We start from the raw sequence: 19,305 nt of genomic DNA on the forward strand, positions 1-19,305 counted from the left end.
TCCAGATATGGGCTGCTCACTGCACTGTTCCACCACGTGGCGGCGATCACACTAGGGGATTCACTGGTCCTGACCAAGGGTCCTATTGATAAATAGCAGCGATGAATAACGGCATGACAGGTCTTTGTCATGTATGTATCCCCGGATTACCGTGTAGGCGTGGTCCGGATCACACTTCCGGGCTGCAAAAATCATCCGGACGACAAAAGGCGAGGTCATGGAGCTGAGGCACCTGCGCTACTTCGCGGCGGTCGCGGACACCTGCCACTTCGGTCAGGCCGCCGCGTCCCTGCACGTGGCCCAGCCGGCGCTCTCCTATGCCATCCGCCAGCTCGAGGCCGAACTCGACGTCACGCTCTTCGTCCGCACCACCCGGCAGGTATCGGTCACACCGGCGGGGGAGTATCTCCGCGCCCAGGCCGAACGCATCCTGGCCGGAGTCGACGAGGCGGTCGACGGTGTCCGCCGGATCGCCGCCGGACGGAGCGGACTCGTCCGGCTCGGCCTGACCGGTATCGCCGCGTTCTCACACCTGCCACGCATCGCCCGGGTCGTCAAGCGCGAACTCCCCGACGTCGACCTCCACATCCGGTCCGACATGTTGACGCCCGGTCAGTGCGACGCCCTGCGAGCCGGCGCTATCGATCTCGGACTCCTGCGTCCGCCGGCCATCGGTGACGACATCGAGACCCGGGTCATCGACCACGAACCGCTCGTCCTCGCGGTGTCGGCGGATCACCGCCTCGCCGTCGAGCCGGTGGTGTCGGTGGTCGACCTCCGCAACGAACCCTTCATCATGTACGACAGCCGCGACTCCGCCGTCAACGACGCCGCGATGCGTACCTGTCGCGCAGCGGGTTTCGTTCCCCGGCGTGCCCATCAGGCGTCCGGTACCGCGGTTCTGCTGGCCCTGGTCGCCGCGGGTTTGGGCGTCGCGGTGCTGCCCGCCTCGGTGCGTGCCCTGCCCCTGGACGGACTCGTCGTCCGAGATCTCGTCGACGCCGACACCGTCGAGGTCGCCCTCGCCTGGCGCCGGGGCGTCGACAATCCGGTCATCGGGGCGGTCGCCGACACCATCGCCGCCGCCTTCGAATCCACCGCCGCCCTCGCACCAGCTGCTCAGCTCGGTGCCCAGTTTGGAGATGAACGATGAAGATCACTCGCGTGGAAGCGATTCCATTCGCGATCCCGTACGTCAAACCCCTGAGGTTCGCCTCGGGTGAGGTGCACGTGGCCAACCACGTGCTGGTGCGGGTGCACACCGACACCGGCGTGGTCGGCGTCGCCGAGGCCCCGCCGCGCCCGTTCACCTACGGCGAGACCCAGGACGGGATCATCACCGTCATCGACACGATCTTCGCGCCGGCGATCGTCGGGCTGTCCCTTCTCGAACGAGAGGTGGTCGTGTCCCGGATGGCGCGGACCATCGGCAACCCGGCAGCCAAATCAGCTGTGGACATGGCGATCTGGGATGCACTCGGCAAGTCCCTCGGCCTGCCTGTCGGCGACCTGCTCGGCGGTTTCACCGACCGGATGCGCGTCAGCCACATGCTCGGTTTCGCCGAACCGGCGAAGATGGTCGCCGAGGCCGAGACGATGGTCGACACCTACGGCATCCGCACCTTCAAGGTGAAGGTCGGCCGCCATCCCGTCACCCTCGACACCGCCGTCGTACGCGCACTGCGTGAGCGATTCGGCGACGAGATCGAACTCTACGTCGACGGCAACCGAGGCTGGACCGCCGCGGAATCCGCCCGCGCCATGAAGGAGATGTCCGACCTCGACCTGCTGTTCGCCGAAGAACTCTGCGACGCAGCCGATGTCATGGGCCGACGGTGGCTCGTCGAGCAGCTCGACGTCCCGTTCATCGCCGACGAGTCGGTGCCGACGCCGGCGGATGTCACCCGCGAGATCCTCGGACGGTCGGCGACCGCGATCAGCATCAAGACCGCACGCACCGGGTTCACCACCTCCCGCCGCACCCACCATCTGGCGGAGGGGCTGGGCATCCCGGTGGTGATGGGCAACCAGATCGACGGTCAGGTGGGCACCGCATGCGCACTCGCCTTCGGCAGCGCATTCGAACTGACGTCGCGTTATGCGGGTGAGCTGTCGAACTTCCTCGACATGAGCGATGACCTGCTGACCGAGCCCCTGCAGATCCGCGACGGCCACCTGTGTCGGTCGACCGCGCCCGGCATCGGTTTCGAGATCGACCCGGACAAACTCGAACGCTACCGAACCGACAACTGAAAACCCCGTCACCACAGATCGTTTCGTGGCAGCCCCACGAGCAAGAGTACAAGGAGAACCGACATGACCACCACCGAGCACCCGAACGAGGTCGCGACCGCAGCTGCCTCCGGTGCCTCTGCCACCGAGCGTTTCCACGCCGACAAGTCGCCCTTCGAGGCGGTCAAGGACACCCCGCCGGAGCGCGTGGCGACCCTCATCAACGAGGTGCTCGCCGGCGTGCACGAGACCATCCGCAAGCACAAGGTCACGTACGACGAGTACAACGCCCTCAAGGCGTGGCTCATCAACGTCGGTGAAGACGGTGAGTGGCCGCTGTTCCTCGACGTCTGGGTCGAGCACGTCGTCGAGGACGTCGCCACCGAACACCGCGAGGGCAACAAGGGCAGCATCGAGGGGCCGTACTACGTCCCGAATGCGCCGGATCAGGGCTCCAAGGGTGCAGTGCCCATGCGCGAGGACGAGAAGGGCGATCCGCTGCTGTGGAACGGCCAGGTCCGTTCGTGCGACGGCACTCCGCTCGCTGGCGCCAAGGTCGAGCTGTGGCACGCCGACGATGACGGTTACTACTCGCAGTTCGCTCCCGGCATCCCGGAGTGGAACCTGCGCGCCACCCTCACCGCCGACGACGAGGGTCGTTTCGAGATCACCACGATCCGTCCGGCGCCGTACATGATCCCGACCGACGGCTCGTGCGGAAAGATGATCGCGGCGGCCGGTTGGCACCCGTGGCGTCCCGCCCACCTGCACCTCAAGGTCTCGGCGCCCGGGCACGAGCAGCTCACCGCACAGCTGTACTTCCCCGGTGACGCCCACAACGACGACGACGTCGCCAGTGCGGTGAAGCCCGAGCTGATCCTCGATCCACAGGACGACGGCAAGGGCGGCGTCACGGTGGCCTACGACTTCGTGCTCGATCCGGAGAAGTGATGCTGTTCCACGTTCGGATGGACGTCGACATCCCCGTCGATCTCGACCCGGACGTCCGGGCCGAGACCGTGACCCGGGAGAAGGCGTACTCGCAGGACCTGCAGCGTTCCGGCAAGTGGCCGCACATCTGGCGAATCGTCGGCGAGTACTCCAACTACTCGATCTTCGACGTCGAGTCCAACGACGAGCTGCACACGATCCTGTCAGGTCTGCCGCTGTTCCCGTACATGGACATCAAGGTCACGCCGCTCGCGACGCACCCGTCGGACATCAACGCCTGACGAACCGGACACCGCCCGCGACCGTCGTCGCGGGCGGTGTTGCGTCTGGTTCACGGGTTCTGCGACTCAGCCGGTCAGCGTGGACAGCATCGTGGACCAGTGCCGAAACGGGAGTAGGTGTCCCTCACCGGAGTACACGGACAGCTCGGCGTCCGGGAGCCGACTCGCGAGCCACTCTCCGGCGGCGGGGACGGCCATCGTGTCCTCGGTTCCGTACCAGAGGTGAACCGGTGCGGCAACCTCGGTGAGCCGAAAGTCCCAGGGGCCGACGAACGCGACATTGTCCCATGCAATCGAGTCAGGGCCCTGTTTCAATGCCTCGGCGAAGGATTCGAAGAGCGCTCGACGGACCGATGCCTCGGTGATGACCGCGGGATCGCTGGCGCCCCACATCCATCCGACCCAGGGAGCATCGGGATCGGTTCGTACGGACACCATTGCGTCCAGCAGTTCCCGGTTGCCATCGCCGAAGATCTGCGCGGCACGGCCGGGGTCTCCCGGGAGATGGGCGAGCGCCTCGATGTCGTTGTCAGTGAGTTGATCCCGGGCACTGGGTATTTCGAGGGCGGGCCCGGGGCAGCCGGACACACCGACGCGGCGCACCCGATCGGGTAACGTGGCCGCGGTCGCCAGCGCGAACGGACCGCCACCCGACCAGCCGAACACCGCGAACCGGTCCAGGTGAAGATGATCGGCCAGTGCCTCGACGTCACGGGCGACGGCTGTGAGACCGATGGGCGCCGGATCGGACAAACCGTATCCGGGGCGATCGAAACTGACGACCCGGACGCCCTGCCGCCGGGCGATCTCGTCTCCGAATGCGAGCTCGAGGCGGGAGCCCGGCGTTCCGTGGAAGTGGATGATCGTCGGTTCGCTCGCCTCACCCACTGTTCGTACGCGTACGCCCCGACCGTCGATATCCACTGTGAACTCGGTCATCGTGCGAGCGTACGCGCAACGTCACGGTGTCGCGCGCAGCGTGAACACGGTGATCTCCGGCGGCGCGAGGACACGGACCGGCGGACCCCAGGCGCCGGCGCCCCGGGTCGTGTACAGCACGGTGTCCCCGACCCGGTCCAGTCCGGCGACCGACGGCTGTTGTAGCGGAACGAGATAGCGGATCGGCCACATCTGCCCACCGTGCGTGTGGCCGGAGAACTGGAGCTCGACGCCGAGCTCGGAGGCCTCGACGGCCTGCTTCGGCTGATGTGCGAGCAGCAGTACGAAGTCCTCGGGCGACGAACCCTCCAGAGCGGCAGGGAGATCGGGTTCGTAGGGCTCTGGGGCGGTGGCGTCGTATACGCCGGCGAGCTGGATGGTGGCGCCGTCGACCGTCAGCGGGATCCGCGAGTTCCGCAGGGTCCGTACGTCGTAGAATTCCCAGGCGTCGAGCCAGCGGCCGCCGTCGTCGGAGTAGTACTCGTGATTACCGCTGACGCCGAACATCCCGAGGGGTGCGCGGAGATCGGTGAGCGGTTCCAGGGTGTCGCGGACGTACGGGATCTTGCCGTCGGTGAGGTCTCCGACGAGGAGCACCAGATCCGGGTTCTGCGCGTTGACCTCGTCGACGATGCGCCGGGTGAACGAGGCGTCGCGCGCGGGCCCGAGGTGGAGGTCGGAGACCACTGCGATACGGAGTCCGTCGAACTGTGCGGGCAGGTTGTCGAACGCCGCGCTGACCTCGATCACCTGCGGACGGGAGGCCTCGAACACGCCGTAACCGGTGACTCCGAGCGCCACGACGACCACGGCGGCAGTTGCGATCCGCAGACGACGCAGTCGGCGTTCGGCCGCGCCGATCGTCTCGTCGGTCCCGGTCCGGCGGCGTCGAATCCGCCGAATCATGTTCGCGCCGAACGAGATCAGCCCGATGATCGCCAGCCCGAGGAACAGGTAGAAGACCGCGCCGATCCAGATCAGGCCGACGGTGCCGATCGGTCGCGCCCACGACGGGTCCAGCGACCGGCCGCTGGCGAACCCTACGACCGCCAAGGCCCACATGACGGTGAGCGCGACATCGGCGACGCCCGACCACGGGCGGGGGAGATCGGTTGCGCGGACGATCCGGCGGTGCAGCCAGAACGTGATCAGACCGAAGAAGACCGCCGGAACCAGCACGGCCAGGAACAGCGCCACGAAAGGCCCCCTGTGAATCGCGGAGAGTGTTCCGCAGGTGCGGACCGCCCCATTCTCGCATCGCGGCCGACAGGCCTTCGCCGGGGTGTGGAGCGAGCGTCGATAGGCTGACCGACATGAGCGATGTACTGATCAACCCGCTCGACCTGGCCGAGATGTTGCTCGGGACGCCGCCCGTGGTGCTCGACGTGCGCTGGCAGCTCGGCGACTTCGACGGTCGCGAGGCCTACCGGGAGGGCCACATCCCCGGCGCGGTGTACGCCGACCTCGACTCCGAGCTCGCCGCGCCCCCGTCCGGGGCGGTCGGCGGTCGGCATCCGATCCCCCCGATCGAGGACCTCCAGGCCGCCGCGCGGAGCTGGGGGATCACCGACGGCGTCCCGGTCGTGGTCTACGACGACTCGGGCAACCTGGCCGCGGCCCGTGCATGGTGGTTGCTGCGCTGGGCGGGCATCGCCGACGTACGCCTGCTCGACGGCGGTCTCGCCGCCTGGCAAGCCGAGGGCTTGCGCACGACGACCGGTGACGGTGGGCGCCCGCGTGCCGGAACGGTCACGCTGACCGGCGGGAACCTCCCGATCGCCACGATCGACGACGTCGCGGCCGGCACCGCGACCCTGCTCGACGCGCGTGCCGGCGAGCGGTACCGCGGTGACGTCGAACCGGTCGATCCCCGCGCCGGGCACATCCCGGGCGCTCGCAGCGCACCGACCGTGGACAACGTCGACGAGACCGGCCGGTTCCGGTCCGCGGACGACCTGCGCCGACGCTTCACCGATCTCGGCATCATCCCCGGGGACGGTCGCGAGGTGATCGTCTACTGCGGTTCCGGCATCAACGCGGCGCACGAGATCGCGGCACTCGCGGTTGTCGGTGTCGATGCGACGCTGTTCCCCGGCTCGTTCTCGCAGTGGTCATCGGACCCGGACCGGCCGGTGACGCTGGGCAACCAGCCCTGACCCGACCTGGCGGTGTCGTGTCGGCTACTTCAGGTGCGGGCAGGGCGGGTTCTCGGCGAGACCGCACATGTTCTGGTGCAGGTAGCTCGGCACGTCGGTCGGCGCGACGTCGGCGTGCATGTTCACCAGGTTGAAGCCGAGGAAGAACACCGCGAGGATCACGTTCATCACCGCCGAGAACGCCAGGATGCGCACGACCGCCACGCCGCGGGTGATCTTGAGCCGCTCGATACCGGCGTCGGTGATCAGCTGGTCGCCGTTGCGGCGGAAGAGGTAGAAGCACATCGAGGCCACCATCACGACGGAGCCGAAGAAGACGCCCTCATACAGCGGGAACTGGTTGAGGGTGCCGGTGAAGATCGACCAGGTGTCGTTGACCCGCAGGTACGACCACAGTCCCTGGCGTTGCAGGAACTGCTCCGAGGCGGTGTCCAGGACGAGGAAGATCAGCAACAGGGCCACGATGATGCCGGCCTTGTTGAGCCGCGGCCATCGCGCCCGGGCGGACTTCACCAGCTTGTCGATGCCGACGACGGCCAGCGGGAGGAACAGCATGTAGTCGGCGAGCTCGTACAGGATCGGCGCCGGGGTCTCCGGGCCATTGGCGACCCAGCCCGGTACGAACTCGCCCCACGTGCCCATGTTGAGGAATGCCGAGTTGTACGAGAACACCGGCACCACGGCGTTGACGCCGACGTCCTGCCAGCAGGTGAGCAACCACCCCATCATGAAGACGCCCAGGGTGGGGAACTTCCCGTCCTTACGGGTGCGATGCACCAGCCAGATGATCGATGAGATCACGCCGACGATGCAGATGACCTCCGACGCCCGGATGATGACCAGCGTGTGCGTGGGCACCTCGTCCGGGCCCGTCGGGATCGGGGAGAACGCGTCGGAGAATATCCAGCGGATGTAGACGTAGGCCTGGATCGCGACGAAGACCGCGCCCAGACGCGCGAGCCAGACGATCGGTGGCGACTCCTTGGCCATCGTGACCGTCCCGGTGTCATCCGGTGAGGTCTGCCCGATAGAACCCGAATCGGGTTTCTCCCCAAGTGAACTCGACATTGATTCTTCAGTCCTCCCGACGACCGTTGGCCGGTCTCATTCGATGCGGATCGCGCTCTGCGGACAGTTGGCGACAGCCTCTTTGGCGGCGGCCTCCTGGTCGGCCCCGATGTCCTCGGTGAGCGGAAAGCTCACCCCGTCGTCGTCGAGATCGAACAGATCCGGTGCGACGGCGATGCAGCGACCGTGGCCACCGCACTTGTCTTGATCGACGACGACCCTCATCGGGCCGCCGCCCACTGGATCGTCTTGTGCTGCAAGTACTCCGACAACCCGTGTGCGCCGAACTCGCGTCCGATGCCGCTGTGCTTGTACCCGCCGAACGGCCCGTCGGGCATCAATCCGCCCCCGCCACCGTTGACGACGACCATGCCGGTGCGCAACGCGCGCGCAATGCCGTGTGCGCGTACGGGGTCGGCCGACCAGACACCGCCGGAGAGTCCGTACGGGCTGTCGTTGGCGATCCGGACCGCCTCGGCGTCGTCGGTGAAGGGGATGACCACTCCGACTGGTCCGAAGATCTCGCTCTGGGCGATCTTCATCCGATTGTCCACACCCACGAAGAGGGTGGGTTCGACGAAGAAGCCCCTGTCCAATCCGGCAGGTCTTCCACCGCCGTAGGCGATCTGGGCGCCCTCGGCCTGGCCGACGCGGATCAGCTCCTCCACGCGGGCGCGCTGGGCCTCGCGGATGAGCGGCCCCATCACCACGTTGGGGTCGGCGGGATCACCCACCGGGACATAGTCCAGCGCCATCTTGACGCGGCCGACCAACTCGTCGTGTAGCGACTCGTGCACGAGGATGCGGGTCATCAGCGCGCAGCCCTGCCCGGCGTGGGTGATGAACCCGCCGAGCACGCTCTGCATCACACGGTCGAGATCGGTGTCCTCGAGGAGGATGTTCGCCGACTTGCCGCCCAGTTCGAGGACCACCTTTTTGAGCGACTGTGCGCCCTGCGCATACACTTTCGTGCCCACGGTGTCGCTGCCGGTGAAGCTGATGAGGTCCACGCCGGGGTGGGTCGTCAGTGCCTCGCCGGCCTCCACGTCACCGGTGATGATGTTGAGGACGCCCGGCGGCAATCCCGCGGCCTCAGCGATCTCGCCGACGACGAGGGCTTCGAACGGGGTGTAGGGCGAGCACTTGAGGACCACGGTGCACCCGGCCGCCAGCGCCGGTGCGACCTTGCAGAGGTTGAGAAAGAGCGGGAAGTTGAACGGCGTGATGAGGGCGGCGACGCCGAACGGTTCGCGGACCACGACGCCCTGGCCGATGCCGTTGCCGATCATCGGCGGCAGTGCGGTCTCGAACTCGAAAGAGGGCAGTATCCGGTCGACGAGGTCGAAGAAGTGGTCGATGGGAGTGCCGACCTGCAGGTACTCGGCAAGGGCACGCGTCGACCCGGCTTCGGCGATGGAGAGGTCAACAAGTTCGGCGCGCCGGTCGGCGAATCCCTCGGCCATCCGCCGCAGCACGGCGGCGCGCTCGCGCACCGACATCTGCGGCCACGGGCCCTCGTCGAAAGCGGATCGTGCGGCGTTGACCGCGTCCTCGACGTCGGCGACGGTCGCCTGCGGTACCGTTCCGATCACCGCTTCGGTCGCGGGATTGATGACCGTGATCGTCTCGTCGCCCCGGCCGTCGACCCACTTGCCGTTGATGAAGAGCTGACCGGTTCGAGTGCTCTGGCCTGATACGTCCGACATCCCGTCGGCACCTCCCTTGCGTCCCCGATGGGATCACTAGATGAGTTAGATGATTCAACCGTACAATGCGTGTGTTCATGTGCATGTCGGTTTCGTCGAAACGGAAGGCCGACCCGTCCGGGTGCTAGGCTGAATCCCGCTCGGCAGTCGCCGGCTTCGAAGAAGGTGTGGGAATTGGCCAACAGCTCGTTCGATGAGAACGGATTGCCCCGGCGGATTCAGGTCCCGAAGACCGCTGAACTGATCGCTCAACAGATTCGCGGTCAGATCGTCCGTGGAGTGTTGAAGCCGGGCGACATGTTGCCGCCGGAAACAGTGCTGGGACAGCAGTTCGACGTCTCCCGGCCCACCTTGCGCGAGGCCTTCCGCATCCTCGAGAACGAATCCCTCATCGTCGTCCGCCGCGGTTCGCGCGGGGGCGTGCAGGTGGTTTCGCCCGATGTGTCGGTCGCCGCGCGTTACTTCGGTCTGCTGCTGCAGATCCAGAACACGACGCTCTCCGACCTGTACGAGGCGCGGATGGTCCTCGAGCCGGCCGCGGTGCGGATGCTGACCGCACGTCGATCCGACGACGACATCAAGGCACTCGTCGAGGTGATCGACGAGCTGGCCGACCGTGTCGACGCCGGCGCCGAGTCCGCCGACCTCGACACCTGGTCGGCGACGGCGTTCCGATTCCACGACCTCATCCTCGAACGCGCAGGTAACCAGACGATCGGCCTGCTGGGGCACGTACTCGCCGATGTGGTGGCCACGCACATGTCGCGTGTGGTGTCCCGGACAACTGACATCGACGAGGTCACGACCCAGTTCAAGAAGTCGATCCGGGCCTACCGCAAGTTGGTCAACCTGGTGGAGGCGGGTGACGTTGACGCTGCTGAGGCGCACTGGCGACGGCACATGAACCTGGTCGCCAAGAAGATGCTGTGGGGTCGCTTCGCCACCGAATCCGTGGTCGATCTCTTCAACTGACATCAGGGTTGCCGTCGACCGCGCAACCACTTGTCTCGAATGGTGTAACTGATTGCACTGAATCATCTACGATGAGCGGTGTGCGGCTCGATGCCGCGCACCGATGTCGACCTCACGTGGATTGGCGGGAAACATGGGTGTCGGCCTTCTCCTGGACATGGTGGAGTCCGGGCTCGGCGACCGGGTCGCGCTCGGTGACCGTGCCTCGGGTCTGACCCACGCCGACGTGGTCGCCACCGCCCGCGGGGCCGCGTCGGTCGTCGCCGGGTGCAACCCCTCGGAGGTGATCTACCTCGGCCGTAACGGTCCCGGGTTACCCCCAGATGTTCTTCGCTGCGGCCTTTGCGGGAGTGCCCTTCGTCCCGGTGAACTACCGGCTGGGCGACGAAGTGCTCGGCGAACTGATCGACGACTTCGATCACCCGCTGATCGTCGTCGAGGAACGCTATCGCGACCGGGTTGTCGGACGTCAGCAGGTGCTCGACCTCGATGAGTTCCTCGCTGCGGCCCGCGCGTCGGAACCGTTGCCGCCCATCGATGTTCCCGACGAGGCCCCTGCGGTCCTCCTGCACACGAGCGCTACCACGTCGAAACCGAAGGTTGTTCCACTCCGGCACGAGAACCTCCAGGCCTACGTCTTCGCCACCGTCGACTTCGCCGGGGCCGCCGAGGACGAAGCGGCCCTCATCACGGTGCCGCCCTGAGGTCGACGAGGACGTGAGCCTGCCGATCGACGTGAAGGCGGTCGCGGTGTCGTCGTCGGTCCTCACCGACCGGCACGTCGAACTCACCCCGGCCTACACCGGCGGGCCGAAGCTGTCGAGCGACGCGTTCCTGCCGCTCGACCGGACCCGGACGCCCATCGAGTTCGACCGCCTGCTCACGATGACCGACAACCTGGCCGGGCAACTCGGTGGGGACGGCAAGGGTGGCGGACCGATCGCCGACATGCTGTCGGTGACCTCGGAGTCGCTGGACGGCAACGGGCCTGCGCTCCGCGACGCACTGGGGCAATTGTCGAAAGCCCTACGCACCGGAGCCGATCCCAGCGCAACCCGCGAGGCGATCGTGAAACTCGTGGACAACCTCGACGTCCCCACCGAGGCCGCCGCGAACAACGACAAGACCATCCGCGAGTTCGACGGCAGCCTCCGCGCGATGAGTCAGGTCATCGCGGATCAGCGACTCGGGCAGGGCAACACCGGCGCGAAGCTCAACCAGATCCTGACCAAGACCTCCGAACTGCCGAAGGAGAACAGGGTTCCGCTGCGGAACGCGGCGCGCGACGCGACGACCGTCACCGGGACGATGGCCGACTACCAGCGCGAGCTGTCGGAGTTCCTGAACCTCACACCGACCCTGATGAACAACGCCTACAACGCGATCGATCAGCCGAACGGCACGATCCGGGTCCACACCTTCGCCGACCGGATTCTCTTCGACCAGCAGGTCCTCAAAGAGGTCTGCAATCTGGCGAACCTGAAGGATCTCGGGTGCAACACCGGGAAGCCGCAGGACTTCGGTCCGGACTTCGGGGTGACCGCCATGCTGGCGGCGATGGCGGGGGTCGGTCAGAAGTGAACGCGGCGAGTCGAAATCACCGGCGCGGTGTCGCCGCGGTCGTGCTACTGCTGGCCTGGGTCCTCACCGGTTGCTCGGTGGGACTCGGGCAGCTCCCGCTCCCGGCGCCGGGGACCAGCGGCGACGGGTTCGCGTTGAAGGCGCAGTTCGACAACGCGTTGAACCTCCCCGCCAAGGCGAAGGTCCGACTGCTGGGCGCAGACGTCGGTTTCGTGGAGTCGATGGAGGTCGACGATTACCTCGCCGACGTCGGCATGCGGATCGCCGACGGTACCCGCCTCCCGGACGGCACTCGGGCCGAATTGCGTTCGGCCACACCGCTCGGCGATGTGTTCGTCGCTCTCGAACCACCCGCCGAATCCGAGCCCGGTGCCGCCCTGCTCGGAGACGGCGACGTCATCCCACTGGACCGCACCTCGGCCGGCGCGACGGTCGAGGAGGTGCTGTCGACGGCCGCGATGCTGGTCAACGGCGGTGCCATCCGCAGCCTCACCGACATCGTCAACGGGCTCGGTGAGTCCCTCGGCGACGACGGGGAGCAGCTAGGAACACTTGTCCGGCAGTCGACGGTCCTGGTGTCCTCGTTGTCGGAACGGACCGACGAGATCGACGCCGTTCTCAGCTCCGCGAGCCGCCTGGCGTCGACGGTGTCGGCGCGGCAGCAGACCATCGACTCCGCGCTCGCAGCCGCCGGGCCCGCACTGTGGACGGTGGCCGACAACACGCAGTCGATCCTGACGACCGTCCAGCAAGTGGACCGGATCATCAGACAACTCGGGGCCTTCCCGTCGGTGAAGGGGACCGCGGCCGGCGGGATGATGGACGACGTCAACCGAATTGCCACATCGCTGAACGCCGCGGCCACGGCACCGGGGGCCAGTCTCGACGCGGTCAACCGCATCCTCGGACCCATCGTCAAACTGACCAACGCGACTTCGGGGCACACCGACGTCGCCATCTCCCAGTTCGCCATCGGCGCCTTCGATGATCCGAACCATCGTGGTGACCCGGGTTCGCGGCTCCCCGATGTGCGCGACTGGGAGCAGTTCGTCGGATCGTTGTCGCTCACGCTGATGCGATTGCGGCAGCACGTCGACCCGGGTGCACCACGATGAGCGCGCGACCCGACCTGGTGGAGACCGGCGCACGCGGCATCGTCGCCGCGGTGCGGTGGGGGCGTCGTCGTCGGAACTGGTTGTCGGTCCTGGGGCTTCTGACGATCCTCGTGGTCGGGGTGGCCTACCTGCTGATCGACACCCTGCAACGCGATCCGACCGCGTCGAACATCCGGCTCGAGGTCGAACTCGCGCAATCCGGTGGACTGCTGCCGAATCAGGATGTGACGCTGCGCGGCGTGCCGGTCGGCCGGGTCGACGCGGTGCGCATCGACGACGACGGGGTGCGCGTGGTCGCCACCATCGACGCGGGCATCAAGATCCCGGCCGACGGGGAGGTCCGGGTGTCGAGCCTGTCGCCGGCCGGCGAACAGTTCCTCGACTTCCAGCCGTCCAGCGACTCGGCTCCGTTCCTCACCGACGGGACGGTCGTCGAGGAGAAGCGCACCACCACCCCGGTGCCGATGGCCACGCTGCTGGAGAACATGGATCCGGCTCTCGCCCAAATCGATACGGAGCAGCTGGAGCTCATCATGGACGAGCTCGGCACGGGCGACGAAGGCGCGCAGAAGCTGCGCGACATCGTGCGCGGAGGAACGTTCCTCGTGTCGACGCTGGATTCGGTGCTGCCGCAGACGGTCAGCGTCATCCGCACCAGCAAGGTCGTGCTCACCACACTCGCGGACACAGCTCCCGGTCTGCGGGCAACCGCGGGCAACCTCGAATCCTCGCTCGCCGGTGTGGGTTCCATGGATGCCGGGTTGCGGCGGATGCTCGACCAGACACCGGTGACCCTGCGCGCCGTCGACGGATTGTTCGACGACAACTCGCCGACAATGGTGCAGCTACTCGGCAACCTGGTGACGGTGTCGCAGATGGCGTACCTCCGCGTCCCGGCACTGCGCGAGTTCTTCTTCCCGACGCAGCGATCCGGCTCGGCCCTCGACGCGATCAGCACCGCCTTCCGTGACGGCGGTCTGTGGGGCAGCGTCGACGTGTTCCCGCGCGTGCCCTGCGACTACCACCTCCCGCGGGCGGCGCCGTCCCGTCCGGACTTCCCGGAGCCGTTCCTGAACACGCACTGCAAGGACACCGAACTTCTCGTCCGCGGTGCCGGCGCCGTGCCGCGACCGCCCGGAGACGACACCAACCTGCCGAAGCCGGGCAGCGACCCCCATGCCCGGACCAATCCGACACCGCGTGGACCGCAGACCATTCCGACACCGTTCGGTGGTCCGGACATCCACTACAACTAGACCGCCCGTATCCGACCGAGAGGTGAGACCGTGAGCACCACGACGAGCAAGACGACCGAGGCCAAGAATAACGTTCCCAAGGGCAAGGACGTCGTGAGGAAGTCGCCCGTGCGCGGGGGCAGGGCGCGTCGAGCCCGCAGCGAATCGGTGGTGGCCGAGGCCTTCACCGACACCGCCTCGACCGACACCGCCTCGACCGACACCGCCCTGGAGACCACCGAGATCGAGGTCGGTGATGCCGACGTGGCCGGTGACACCGAGGTCGCCGGAAAGGGGACGCGGCGTCGTCCCGTGATCCGTGCGGGTCGGCTCGCAGGTCTGCTCCGACCCCGCCGGATCGTCGCGGTGCTGGCGATCGTCGCGCTGTGTACTGCCGGCGGCTACGGAGGCTGGAAGCTCTACGAGAACCATGCGATCGACCAGGCCGAGCAGCAGGCCGTGGCCACCGCCAAGGACTACGCCGTCACATTGACCAGCATCGACTCCGGGAGCATCGACCAGAACTTCACCGATGTCCTCGGCGGCGCAACCGGTGAGTTCAAGGACATGTATTCGCGGTCGAGCAACCAGCTCAAGCAGATGCTCGTCGACAACAAGGCCACCAGCAAGGGCGTCGTCATCGACGCCGGGGTGAAGTCGGCGACGACCGATCGGGTGGTGGTGATGTTGTTCGTCGACCAGTCGATCACCAACAGCGCGAGCCCGGAACCGCGCGTCGACCGCAGCCGTGTGCTGATGACCATGGAGAAGGTCGACGGCCGCTGGCTGGCGAGCAAGGTGGATCTGCCGTGACGGTCGACGGTGCTGGGTGGAGCTGCTCAGCGCCGGGACTTCGGCGGGTCCCCGGCCGGGCGTAGCGCCCAGGACGGGACCCAGTGCGTCACCTTCTCCTGTCGGTCCTTGGCGGTGATCGTGTAGGTCACCTTGCCGTACCAGGCGCCCCACTCGTCGCGTCCCCATTCGGTGAGGACGCCCAGATGGACGGACCGGATCTGCAGGCCGTCGGGGTTGTACTCGCCGGTGAAGTGGGGTGCTGTGGGGTACAGGGCGCCCAGGTCGATGAGCACCGCCTTGTGGCCGACCCGCACGAACGCCGGCCGGTGTGGTTGGCCGTTGTCCCCGCCAATCCACTTCATGCCCACTCCGGAATTATCGCACGTATGTTCGAGTCGTGGCAGTGGGGGTGGCCGGCCGTCTCGTCGGCGGGGTGCCTCGATATGCCCCTCGGCTGGCGGTGGGAACGCCCCTCGGCCGGCGCCTCGGGCCTTCTCTGCCAGCAGGGGAGGCGCCGCTCCGCAGTCGGCCGGAGCCGGTCGCGCTCACCTGGTCCGTTCCCGCTCACGCTGCGAAGGTGAGCGGGAACGGAACTGGTGCGCGGGAATCGCTTTCACACTATGGACTTGTCAAGGAACGGATGCGGTCCCGGCTGATCACCGGGTGCGAAAGGTGCTGCGCGAAAGTCTTCGCGTCTCAGGCGGCGTCGTCGAGTCGCATGGTGCGGCGGTTGTAGGCGGGTAGTGGGCGGCGTCGGGGGTCGGCGTCGGCGGGCGGGATGAGCCAGGGGTGCCGGTCGTATCCCATGACGACGTCCCACCCGTGGTGGTGGACACGGGTGTGGCAGCGCTGGCAGAGCAGGCAGCCGTTGTCGAGGTCGGTCTCACCGTCGTCGGTCCAGTGCTCGATGTGGTGGACCTGGGTATATGAGTGTGGCGCTCCGCAACTGATGCAGCATTGGTCGCGGATGATGATCGCCTTGCGTAGATGCGGCGGGAAGAGTCGTCGTTCGCGGCCCATCTGCAGTGGCACGGTTTCGCCGTCGATGATGACCTCGATCAGAGTTCCATCGCAGGACAACCGTTTCGCCGTTGCGTGTGTGACCGACCCGGTCCAGGGTAGGAAGGCTGGGTCACCGCCGTCGGCGGGGATGGTCAGCAACGTTTGGGTACGCGGGGCCCCGATGGTGTCCATCGCCGCACCCGTTGCGGCCTCGTCGAGCAGCACTTCGAGTGCGTCGGCGCGGATCTGGGCGGGGGAGCGTCGGTCGGGGGCTCCGTCGGGTTCGGGACGAGGTACTGACCGTTCGTCGATCATGGCGATGAACTTCTCGCCGACAGTCTGTGTGACGTCGGCGTGGATCTCGACGCGGTTGTCGTGGGTGGTGTGGTGCGACAGGGTGTCCAGGGATCGGTCGTCACACGCGGGGGTGCCGCCGTTCTCGTCGGCGATGGTGTTGCCGATGGCCCCGGCGTGTTTCTGTATCTCGGTGGGGGTGGCGCCCGATAGTGCCTGGGTGAGGAGTTCGGTCTCGTAGACCGTCCGGTCGCCGTCGGAAAGCTCTGTGGGTGAACGCTTCTCGATGGTCATCATGCCGCGGACGATGGCATCGACAATTTCACCCGATAGGCGTCCGTCGGTGGCGCAGGCCTCGACCTTGCTCAGCGTGCCGAGATTCTCGGCGATACGTGCAGCGCGTGTCGCGACTGCAGGTGGGAAGCCCATCGCGATCAACAGTCTCTTGGTGGTGGAACCGTGTCGTTCCGCCACTTTGAGGTCGTCGAGATTCGCTGTGTGCGAGCTGAGTTGATGGTCCGCCGCGTTGCGGATCAGTCGAATCATCTCGAGTTGGGCGAAAGTCTTTGCCCCGGTGGGGTCGTCGGCGGGTGGGGTGATTTCGACGAGTCGGTCGAGGATTGCGTCGAGTGGAATTGTGTCGGTGGTGAGCATGACGGCAGCCGTCCCTCTCATGGAGGTGCATTGCGGTTGGGTGGGACCGTCGTTGACTACTGCTCCGTCATCAATTTCAACTGTCTTCAGTTCTACCTCGGGGGTCTGACAAGAACTGCGGACCCGCTTCGCCGCCCAGGCTGATCGATGAAGGATCACACACAGCACGGCGAGACGAAGGCCTCAATCGAACCTCCGGCCTGCGAACCTCGCCAACCCGTGTGAACATGGTCAGAACACTGTGGAAAGTGCAGGTGACGCCGATGAAAGATCGTTTTGTTGGTTGCATAGTGGGGGGTGCGGTCGGCGACGCACTCGGGGGATCGGTCGAGTTCATGTCGCGGTCGGCGATCATCGAGAGGTTCGGCCCGTCGGGTATCACCACGTATGCGCCGGCGTACGGCGGCACCGGAACGATCACCGACGACACCCAGATGACGCTCTTCACGGCCGAGGGACTGCTGCGCGCGTGGCTACGGGACTGCGATGGCGGCATCTCGTGTTTCGCGGCGGCAACCGCGCGCGCGTACCTCCGATGGTTCATCACCCAGGGCGAACATCCCCGGCACGGCGTGCTGCCGATGGGGGAGCGCACCACTTGGCTGACCGGGCATCGAGAACTGCACAGCCAGCGCGCCCCCGGCAACACCTGCCTGAGTGCACTGCGATCCACGACGCGGCCGGGCTCGCCGGCGGCAAATGACAGCAAGGGTTGCGGCGGGGTCATGCGTGCCGCGCCGGTCGGGTTGTTCGCCTCTCGCGCCGAGTGGTCGGCCGTGGGCACCTTCGACCTCGGAACCGCGATCGCCGCGTTGACCCACGGCCACCCGTCGGGGTCGCTGACCGGCGGTGTTCTCGCGCTGATGGTCCGGGAGCTCGTCGAAGGTGCCACGCTCGACGAGGCGCTCGCGGCGTCGAAGGACATCCTGCGGACCAAGCCACAGCACGAGGAGACCCTGGCCGCCATCGAACTCGCCGAACAGCTCGCCGGCGGAGGCCTGGCGCCCGAGAGCGCGATCTCCCGACTCGGCGAGGGGTGGGTCGCCGAGGAAGCGCTCGCGGTCTCGATCTACTGCGCGCTGGTCGCCGACGATCTCGAACACGGCGTCGTGCTCGCGGTCAACCACGACGGTGACTCGGACTCGACCGGGGCGATCACCGGCAATCTACTCGGCGCGCGCGACGGTGCCGGTGTCATCCCGGAGCGGTGGCTGGAACAACTCGAACTCCGCGACGTCATCACCGAGGTGGCCACCGACCTGTACGACTTCGTCGACTGGGAACTCGACGCCCCGATGTCGGAGAGGTACGCGGGACTTCAGGCGACGGGCTGATTCGAGAGTGTGAGGTCGCCGGGGCCTTCGTGGCTCGTCGCTTGCGTGGCTCGCACGTCAGGCAGCGGGTACGCCCAGCCCGGCGTGCTCGAGGAATCGTCCGACCAGCCGGTCACAGCGGGCTGCGGCCTGCCCGGCAGAGGCATCGATGTCGGCGGCGAGGGCCCGGGTGTCGACCGTCCCGTCGTCGCTGCCCGACCGGGCACTCGTGAATCCCTTGCGCCAGCCGGAGAAACAATCCGGGGTGATCTCCGGATGGAACTGCACGCCCAGATGCGGTCCGGAGACGTAGGCCTGGACACCTGCGTCGTTGACCGCGATCACCTCGGCGACGTCGGACACGGTGATGGTGTCGTGATGGAACTCCATCCACGGGCCCGTTTCCACGAGATCGGGCCGGGTGGTGCTGACGGTGACGAAACCGTGCTCGGGACGCGTGCTCGGGGCCACCGAACCGCCGAGAGCGCGTGCGAGGATCTGTGCGCCGAAGCAGACACCGAAGATCGGTACCTGCCGGCCGATCGTCTCGGCGAGGTACCGCAGTTCGGGTTCGACCCACGGGAGTGAGGTGTCGAACGCCGAATCCGGGGAGCCGGTCACGCACACCAGGTCGAATCCCGTCGCCTCGGGCAAGGACCCGTCTTCGACGTCACGGATGACGACGTCGAATCCGCGGTCGGCGAAGGCGGGGAGCAACGAACCGAGCACCGTTTCGCGCCACTCCGGCCGCACACCGTGAACCAGTGCGAGAACGCTGCCGCTCACTCGAACTCCTCTCGATCCTCTATGGCCAGCCAGATTAGTCGTTCGCGCGGCTCACAAGTCCATCGGGCCAACCGGGATAGACGGCGACATCCGGCGTGGTTCGCGAGGCGATCAACATCTCGGCAGGTCAGCGTGTCGCCGTTCGATCACCGAGGTGCGCAATACGGGCGCCACGATCAGGTTGCCGATCGGTTACAGCGACCGGATTGAGTACTCCTGCACGGT

At 66.9% G+C, this 19,305-nt stretch carries 20 protein-coding genes; 12 read left to right on the plus strand and 8 right to left on the minus strand.

The genetic code is table 11. From position 1 onward, the window contains the following. Nucleotides 1-217: 217 nt before the first annotated feature. The 4 genes from C5O27_RS07370 (at nt 218) to catC (ending at nt 3,464) form a co-directional block, all read left to right on the plus strand. Nucleotides 218-1,153, plus strand: a complete 936-nt coding sequence (locus C5O27_RS07370; RefSeq protein WP_127962330.1) for a LysR family transcriptional regulator — start codon at nt 218-220, stop codon at nt 1,151-1,153. Next, nucleotides 1,150-2,253, plus strand: coding sequence for a mandelate racemase/muconate lactonizing enzyme family protein (locus tag C5O27_RS07375; protein ID WP_127962331.1), 1,104 nt, complete (start codon nt 1,150-1,152; stop codon nt 2,251-2,253). The genes C5O27_RS07370 and C5O27_RS07375 overlap by 4 nt, the downstream gene beginning before the upstream one ends. Nucleotides 2,254-2,316: 63 nt before the next feature. After that, nucleotides 2,317-3,183, plus strand: coding sequence for a catechol 1,2-dioxygenase (gene catA / locus C5O27_RS07380; RefSeq protein WP_127962332.1), 867 nt, complete (start codon nt 2,317-2,319; stop codon nt 3,181-3,183). Further along, nucleotides 3,183-3,464, plus strand: a complete 282-nt coding sequence (gene catC, locus C5O27_RS07385; protein WP_127962333.1) for a muconolactone Delta-isomerase — start codon at nt 3,183-3,185, stop codon at nt 3,462-3,464. Before catA ends, catC begins: the two co-directional genes overlap by 1 nt. 66 nt (nt 3,465-3,530) lie before the next feature. Here the strand turns inward: catC and C5O27_RS07390 are convergent, their stop codons facing one another. Together C5O27_RS07390 and C5O27_RS07395 are read right to left on the minus strand one after the other, a co-directional pair. Then, nucleotides 3,531-4,403 (minus strand): alpha/beta fold hydrolase, encoded by an 873-nt coding sequence (locus C5O27_RS07390; RefSeq protein WP_127962334.1) that lies wholly within the window; start codon nt 4,401-4,403, stop codon nt 3,531-3,533. A gap of 21 nt (nt 4,404-4,424) precedes the next feature. Then, entirely contained in the window at nt 4,425-5,600 is a 1,176-nt protein-coding gene (locus tag C5O27_RS07395) for a metallophosphoesterase (RefSeq protein ID WP_127962335.1), read from the minus strand. A gap of 116 nt (nt 5,601-5,716) precedes the next feature. On the opposite strand from C5O27_RS07395, the gene C5O27_RS07400 reads away from it, so the two are divergent. Beyond that, nucleotides 5,717-6,559 (plus strand): sulfurtransferase, encoded by an 843-nt coding sequence (locus tag C5O27_RS07400; protein ID WP_127962336.1) that lies wholly within the window; start codon nt 5,717-5,719, stop codon nt 6,557-6,559. A gap of 24 nt (nt 6,560-6,583) precedes the next feature. Here C5O27_RS07400 and C5O27_RS07405 read toward each other — a convergent pair whose 3' ends face one another. Genes C5O27_RS07405 through C5O27_RS07415 form a run of 3 tightly spaced genes read right to left on the minus strand, consistent with a single transcriptional unit; the run spans nt 6,584 to nt 9,333 of the window. Continuing rightward, a complete protein-coding gene (locus C5O27_RS07405; RefSeq protein ID WP_127962337.1) occupies nt 6,584-7,627 on the minus strand; it encodes a spirocyclase AveC family protein in 1,044 nt (347 codons plus the stop codon). Nucleotides 7,628-7,663: 36 nt separating this feature from the next. Further along, entirely contained in the window at nt 7,664-7,852 is a 189-nt protein-coding gene (locus C5O27_RS07410; RefSeq protein ID WP_127962338.1) for a ferredoxin, read from the minus strand. Beyond that, the gene (locus C5O27_RS07415) at nt 7,849-9,333 is read right to left on the minus strand and encodes an aldehyde dehydrogenase family protein (RefSeq protein WP_127962339.1); all 1,485 of its coding nucleotides are present in this window, start codon (nt 9,331-9,333) and stop codon (nt 7,849-7,851) included. The genes C5O27_RS07410 and C5O27_RS07415 overlap by 4 nt, the downstream gene beginning before the upstream one ends. A gap of 165 nt (nt 9,334-9,498) precedes the next feature. On the opposite strand from C5O27_RS07415, the gene C5O27_RS07420 reads away from it, so the two are divergent. The 6 genes from C5O27_RS07420 to C5O27_RS07445 all read left to right on the plus strand — a co-directional run bounded on the left by C5O27_RS07420 (nt 9,499) and on the right by C5O27_RS07445 (nt 15,049). After that, complete coding sequence (locus C5O27_RS07420) at nt 9,499-10,305, plus strand: FadR/GntR family transcriptional regulator (protein WP_244216605.1); 807 nt, start codon at nt 9,499-9,501, stop codon at nt 10,303-10,305. A 323-nt stretch (nt 10,306-10,628) separates the two neighbouring features. After that, the gene (locus C5O27_RS07425) at nt 10,629-11,009 is read left to right on the plus strand and encodes an AMP-binding protein (RefSeq protein WP_244216606.1); all 381 of its coding nucleotides are present in this window, start codon (nt 10,629-10,631) and stop codon (nt 11,007-11,009) included. 13 nt (nt 11,010-11,022) lie between these two features. Then, the gene (locus C5O27_RS07430) at nt 11,023-11,886 is read left to right on the plus strand and encodes an Mce/MlaD family protein (protein WP_244216607.1); all 864 of its coding nucleotides are present in this window, start codon (nt 11,023-11,025) and stop codon (nt 11,884-11,886) included. Continuing rightward, a complete protein-coding gene (locus tag C5O27_RS07435) occupies nt 11,883-13,001 on the plus strand; it encodes an MlaD family protein (protein WP_127962341.1) in 1,119 nt (372 codons plus the stop codon). The genes C5O27_RS07430 and C5O27_RS07435 overlap by 4 nt, the downstream gene beginning before the upstream one ends. Further along, entirely contained in the window at nt 12,998-14,257 is a 1,260-nt protein-coding gene (locus tag C5O27_RS07440; protein ID WP_127962342.1) for an MlaD family protein, read from the plus strand. The genes C5O27_RS07435 and C5O27_RS07440 overlap by 4 nt, the downstream gene beginning before the upstream one ends. A 30-nt stretch (nt 14,258-14,287) precedes the next feature. Further along, nucleotides 14,288-15,049 (plus strand): tetratricopeptide repeat protein, encoded by a 762-nt coding sequence (locus C5O27_RS07445; protein ID WP_127962343.1) that lies wholly within the window; start codon nt 14,288-14,290, stop codon nt 15,047-15,049. Nucleotides 15,050-15,075: 26 nt separating this feature from the next. On the opposite strand, the gene C5O27_RS07450 is transcribed toward C5O27_RS07445, so the two are convergent. Then, the gene (locus tag C5O27_RS07450) at nt 15,076-15,393 is read right to left on the minus strand and encodes a hypothetical protein (RefSeq protein ID WP_127962344.1); all 318 of its coding nucleotides are present in this window, start codon (nt 15,391-15,393) and stop codon (nt 15,076-15,078) included. Between the two features lie 334 nt (nt 15,394-15,727). After that, the gene (locus tag C5O27_RS07455) at nt 15,728-16,981 is read right to left on the minus strand and encodes an HNH endonuclease (protein WP_127962345.1); all 1,254 of its coding nucleotides are present in this window, start codon (nt 16,979-16,981) and stop codon (nt 15,728-15,730) included. Between the two features lie 263 nt (nt 16,982-17,244). On the opposite strand from C5O27_RS07455, the gene C5O27_RS07460 reads away from it, so the two are divergent. Then, nucleotides 17,245-18,315 (plus strand): ADP-ribosylglycohydrolase family protein, encoded by a 1,071-nt coding sequence (locus C5O27_RS07460; RefSeq protein ID WP_127962346.1) that lies wholly within the window; start codon nt 17,245-17,247, stop codon nt 18,313-18,315. Nucleotides 18,316-18,372: 57 nt separating this feature from the next. Here the strand turns inward: C5O27_RS07460 and C5O27_RS07465 are convergent, their stop codons facing one another. Beyond that, a complete protein-coding gene (locus C5O27_RS07465; protein WP_127962347.1) occupies nt 18,373-19,080 on the minus strand; it encodes a type 1 glutamine amidotransferase in 708 nt (235 codons plus the stop codon). Nucleotides 19,081-19,305 lie beyond the last annotated feature (225 nt).

It is taken from the genome of Gordonia alkanivorans, from assembly GCF_004011905.1.
Taxonomy (GTDB): domain Bacteria; phylum Actinomycetota; class Actinomycetes; order Mycobacteriales; family Mycobacteriaceae; genus Gordonia; species Gordonia alkanivorans.

Bases quoted from the DNA above. Each gene is read 5' to 3' on its own strand.
- C5O27_RS07370 (WP_127962330.1), top strand. From the start codon at position 218: ATGGAGCTGAGGCACCTGCGCTACTTCGCGGCGGTCGCGGACACCTGC.
- C5O27_RS07375 (WP_127962331.1), top strand. From the start codon at position 1,150: ATGAAGATCACTCGCGTGGAAGCGATTCCATTCGCGATCCCGTACGTC.
- catA (WP_127962332.1), top strand. From the start codon at position 2,317: ATGACCACCACCGAGCACCCGAACGAGGTCGCGACCGCAGCTGCCTCC.
- catC (WP_127962333.1), top strand. From the start codon at position 3,183: ATGCTGTTCCACGTTCGGATGGACGTCGACATCCCCGTCGATCTCGAC.
- C5O27_RS07390 (WP_127962334.1), bottom strand. From the start codon at position 4,403: ATGACCGAGTTCACAGTGGATATCGACGGTCGGGGCGTACGCGTACGA.
- C5O27_RS07400 (WP_127962336.1), top strand. From the start codon at position 5,717: ATGAGCGATGTACTGATCAACCCGCTCGACCTGGCCGAGATGTTGCTC.
- C5O27_RS07405 (WP_127962337.1), bottom strand. From the start codon at position 7,627: ATGTCGAGTTCACTTGGGGAGAAACCCGATTCGGGTTCTATCGGGCAG.
- C5O27_RS07410 (WP_127962338.1), bottom strand. From the start codon at position 7,852: ATGAGGGTCGTCGTCGATCAAGACAAGTGCGGTGGCCACGGTCGCTGC.
- C5O27_RS07415 (WP_127962339.1), bottom strand. From the start codon at position 9,333: ATGTCGGACGTATCAGGCCAGAGCACTCGAACCGGTCAGCTCTTCATC.
- C5O27_RS07425 (WP_244216606.1), top strand. From the start codon at position 10,629: ATGTTCTTCGCTGCGGCCTTTGCGGGAGTGCCCTTCGTCCCGGTGAAC.
- C5O27_RS07440 (WP_127962342.1), top strand. From the start codon at position 12,998: ATGAGCGCGCGACCCGACCTGGTGGAGACCGGCGCACGCGGCATCGTC.
- C5O27_RS07450 (WP_127962344.1), bottom strand. From the start codon at position 15,393: ATGAAGTGGATTGGCGGGGACAACGGCCAACCACACCGGCCGGCGTTC.
- C5O27_RS07455 (WP_127962345.1), bottom strand. From the start codon at position 16,981: ATGCTCACCACCGACACAATTCCACTCGACGCAATCCTCGACCGACTC.
- C5O27_RS07460 (WP_127962346.1), top strand. From the start codon at position 17,245: ATGAAAGATCGTTTTGTTGGTTGCATAGTGGGGGGTGCGGTCGGCGAC.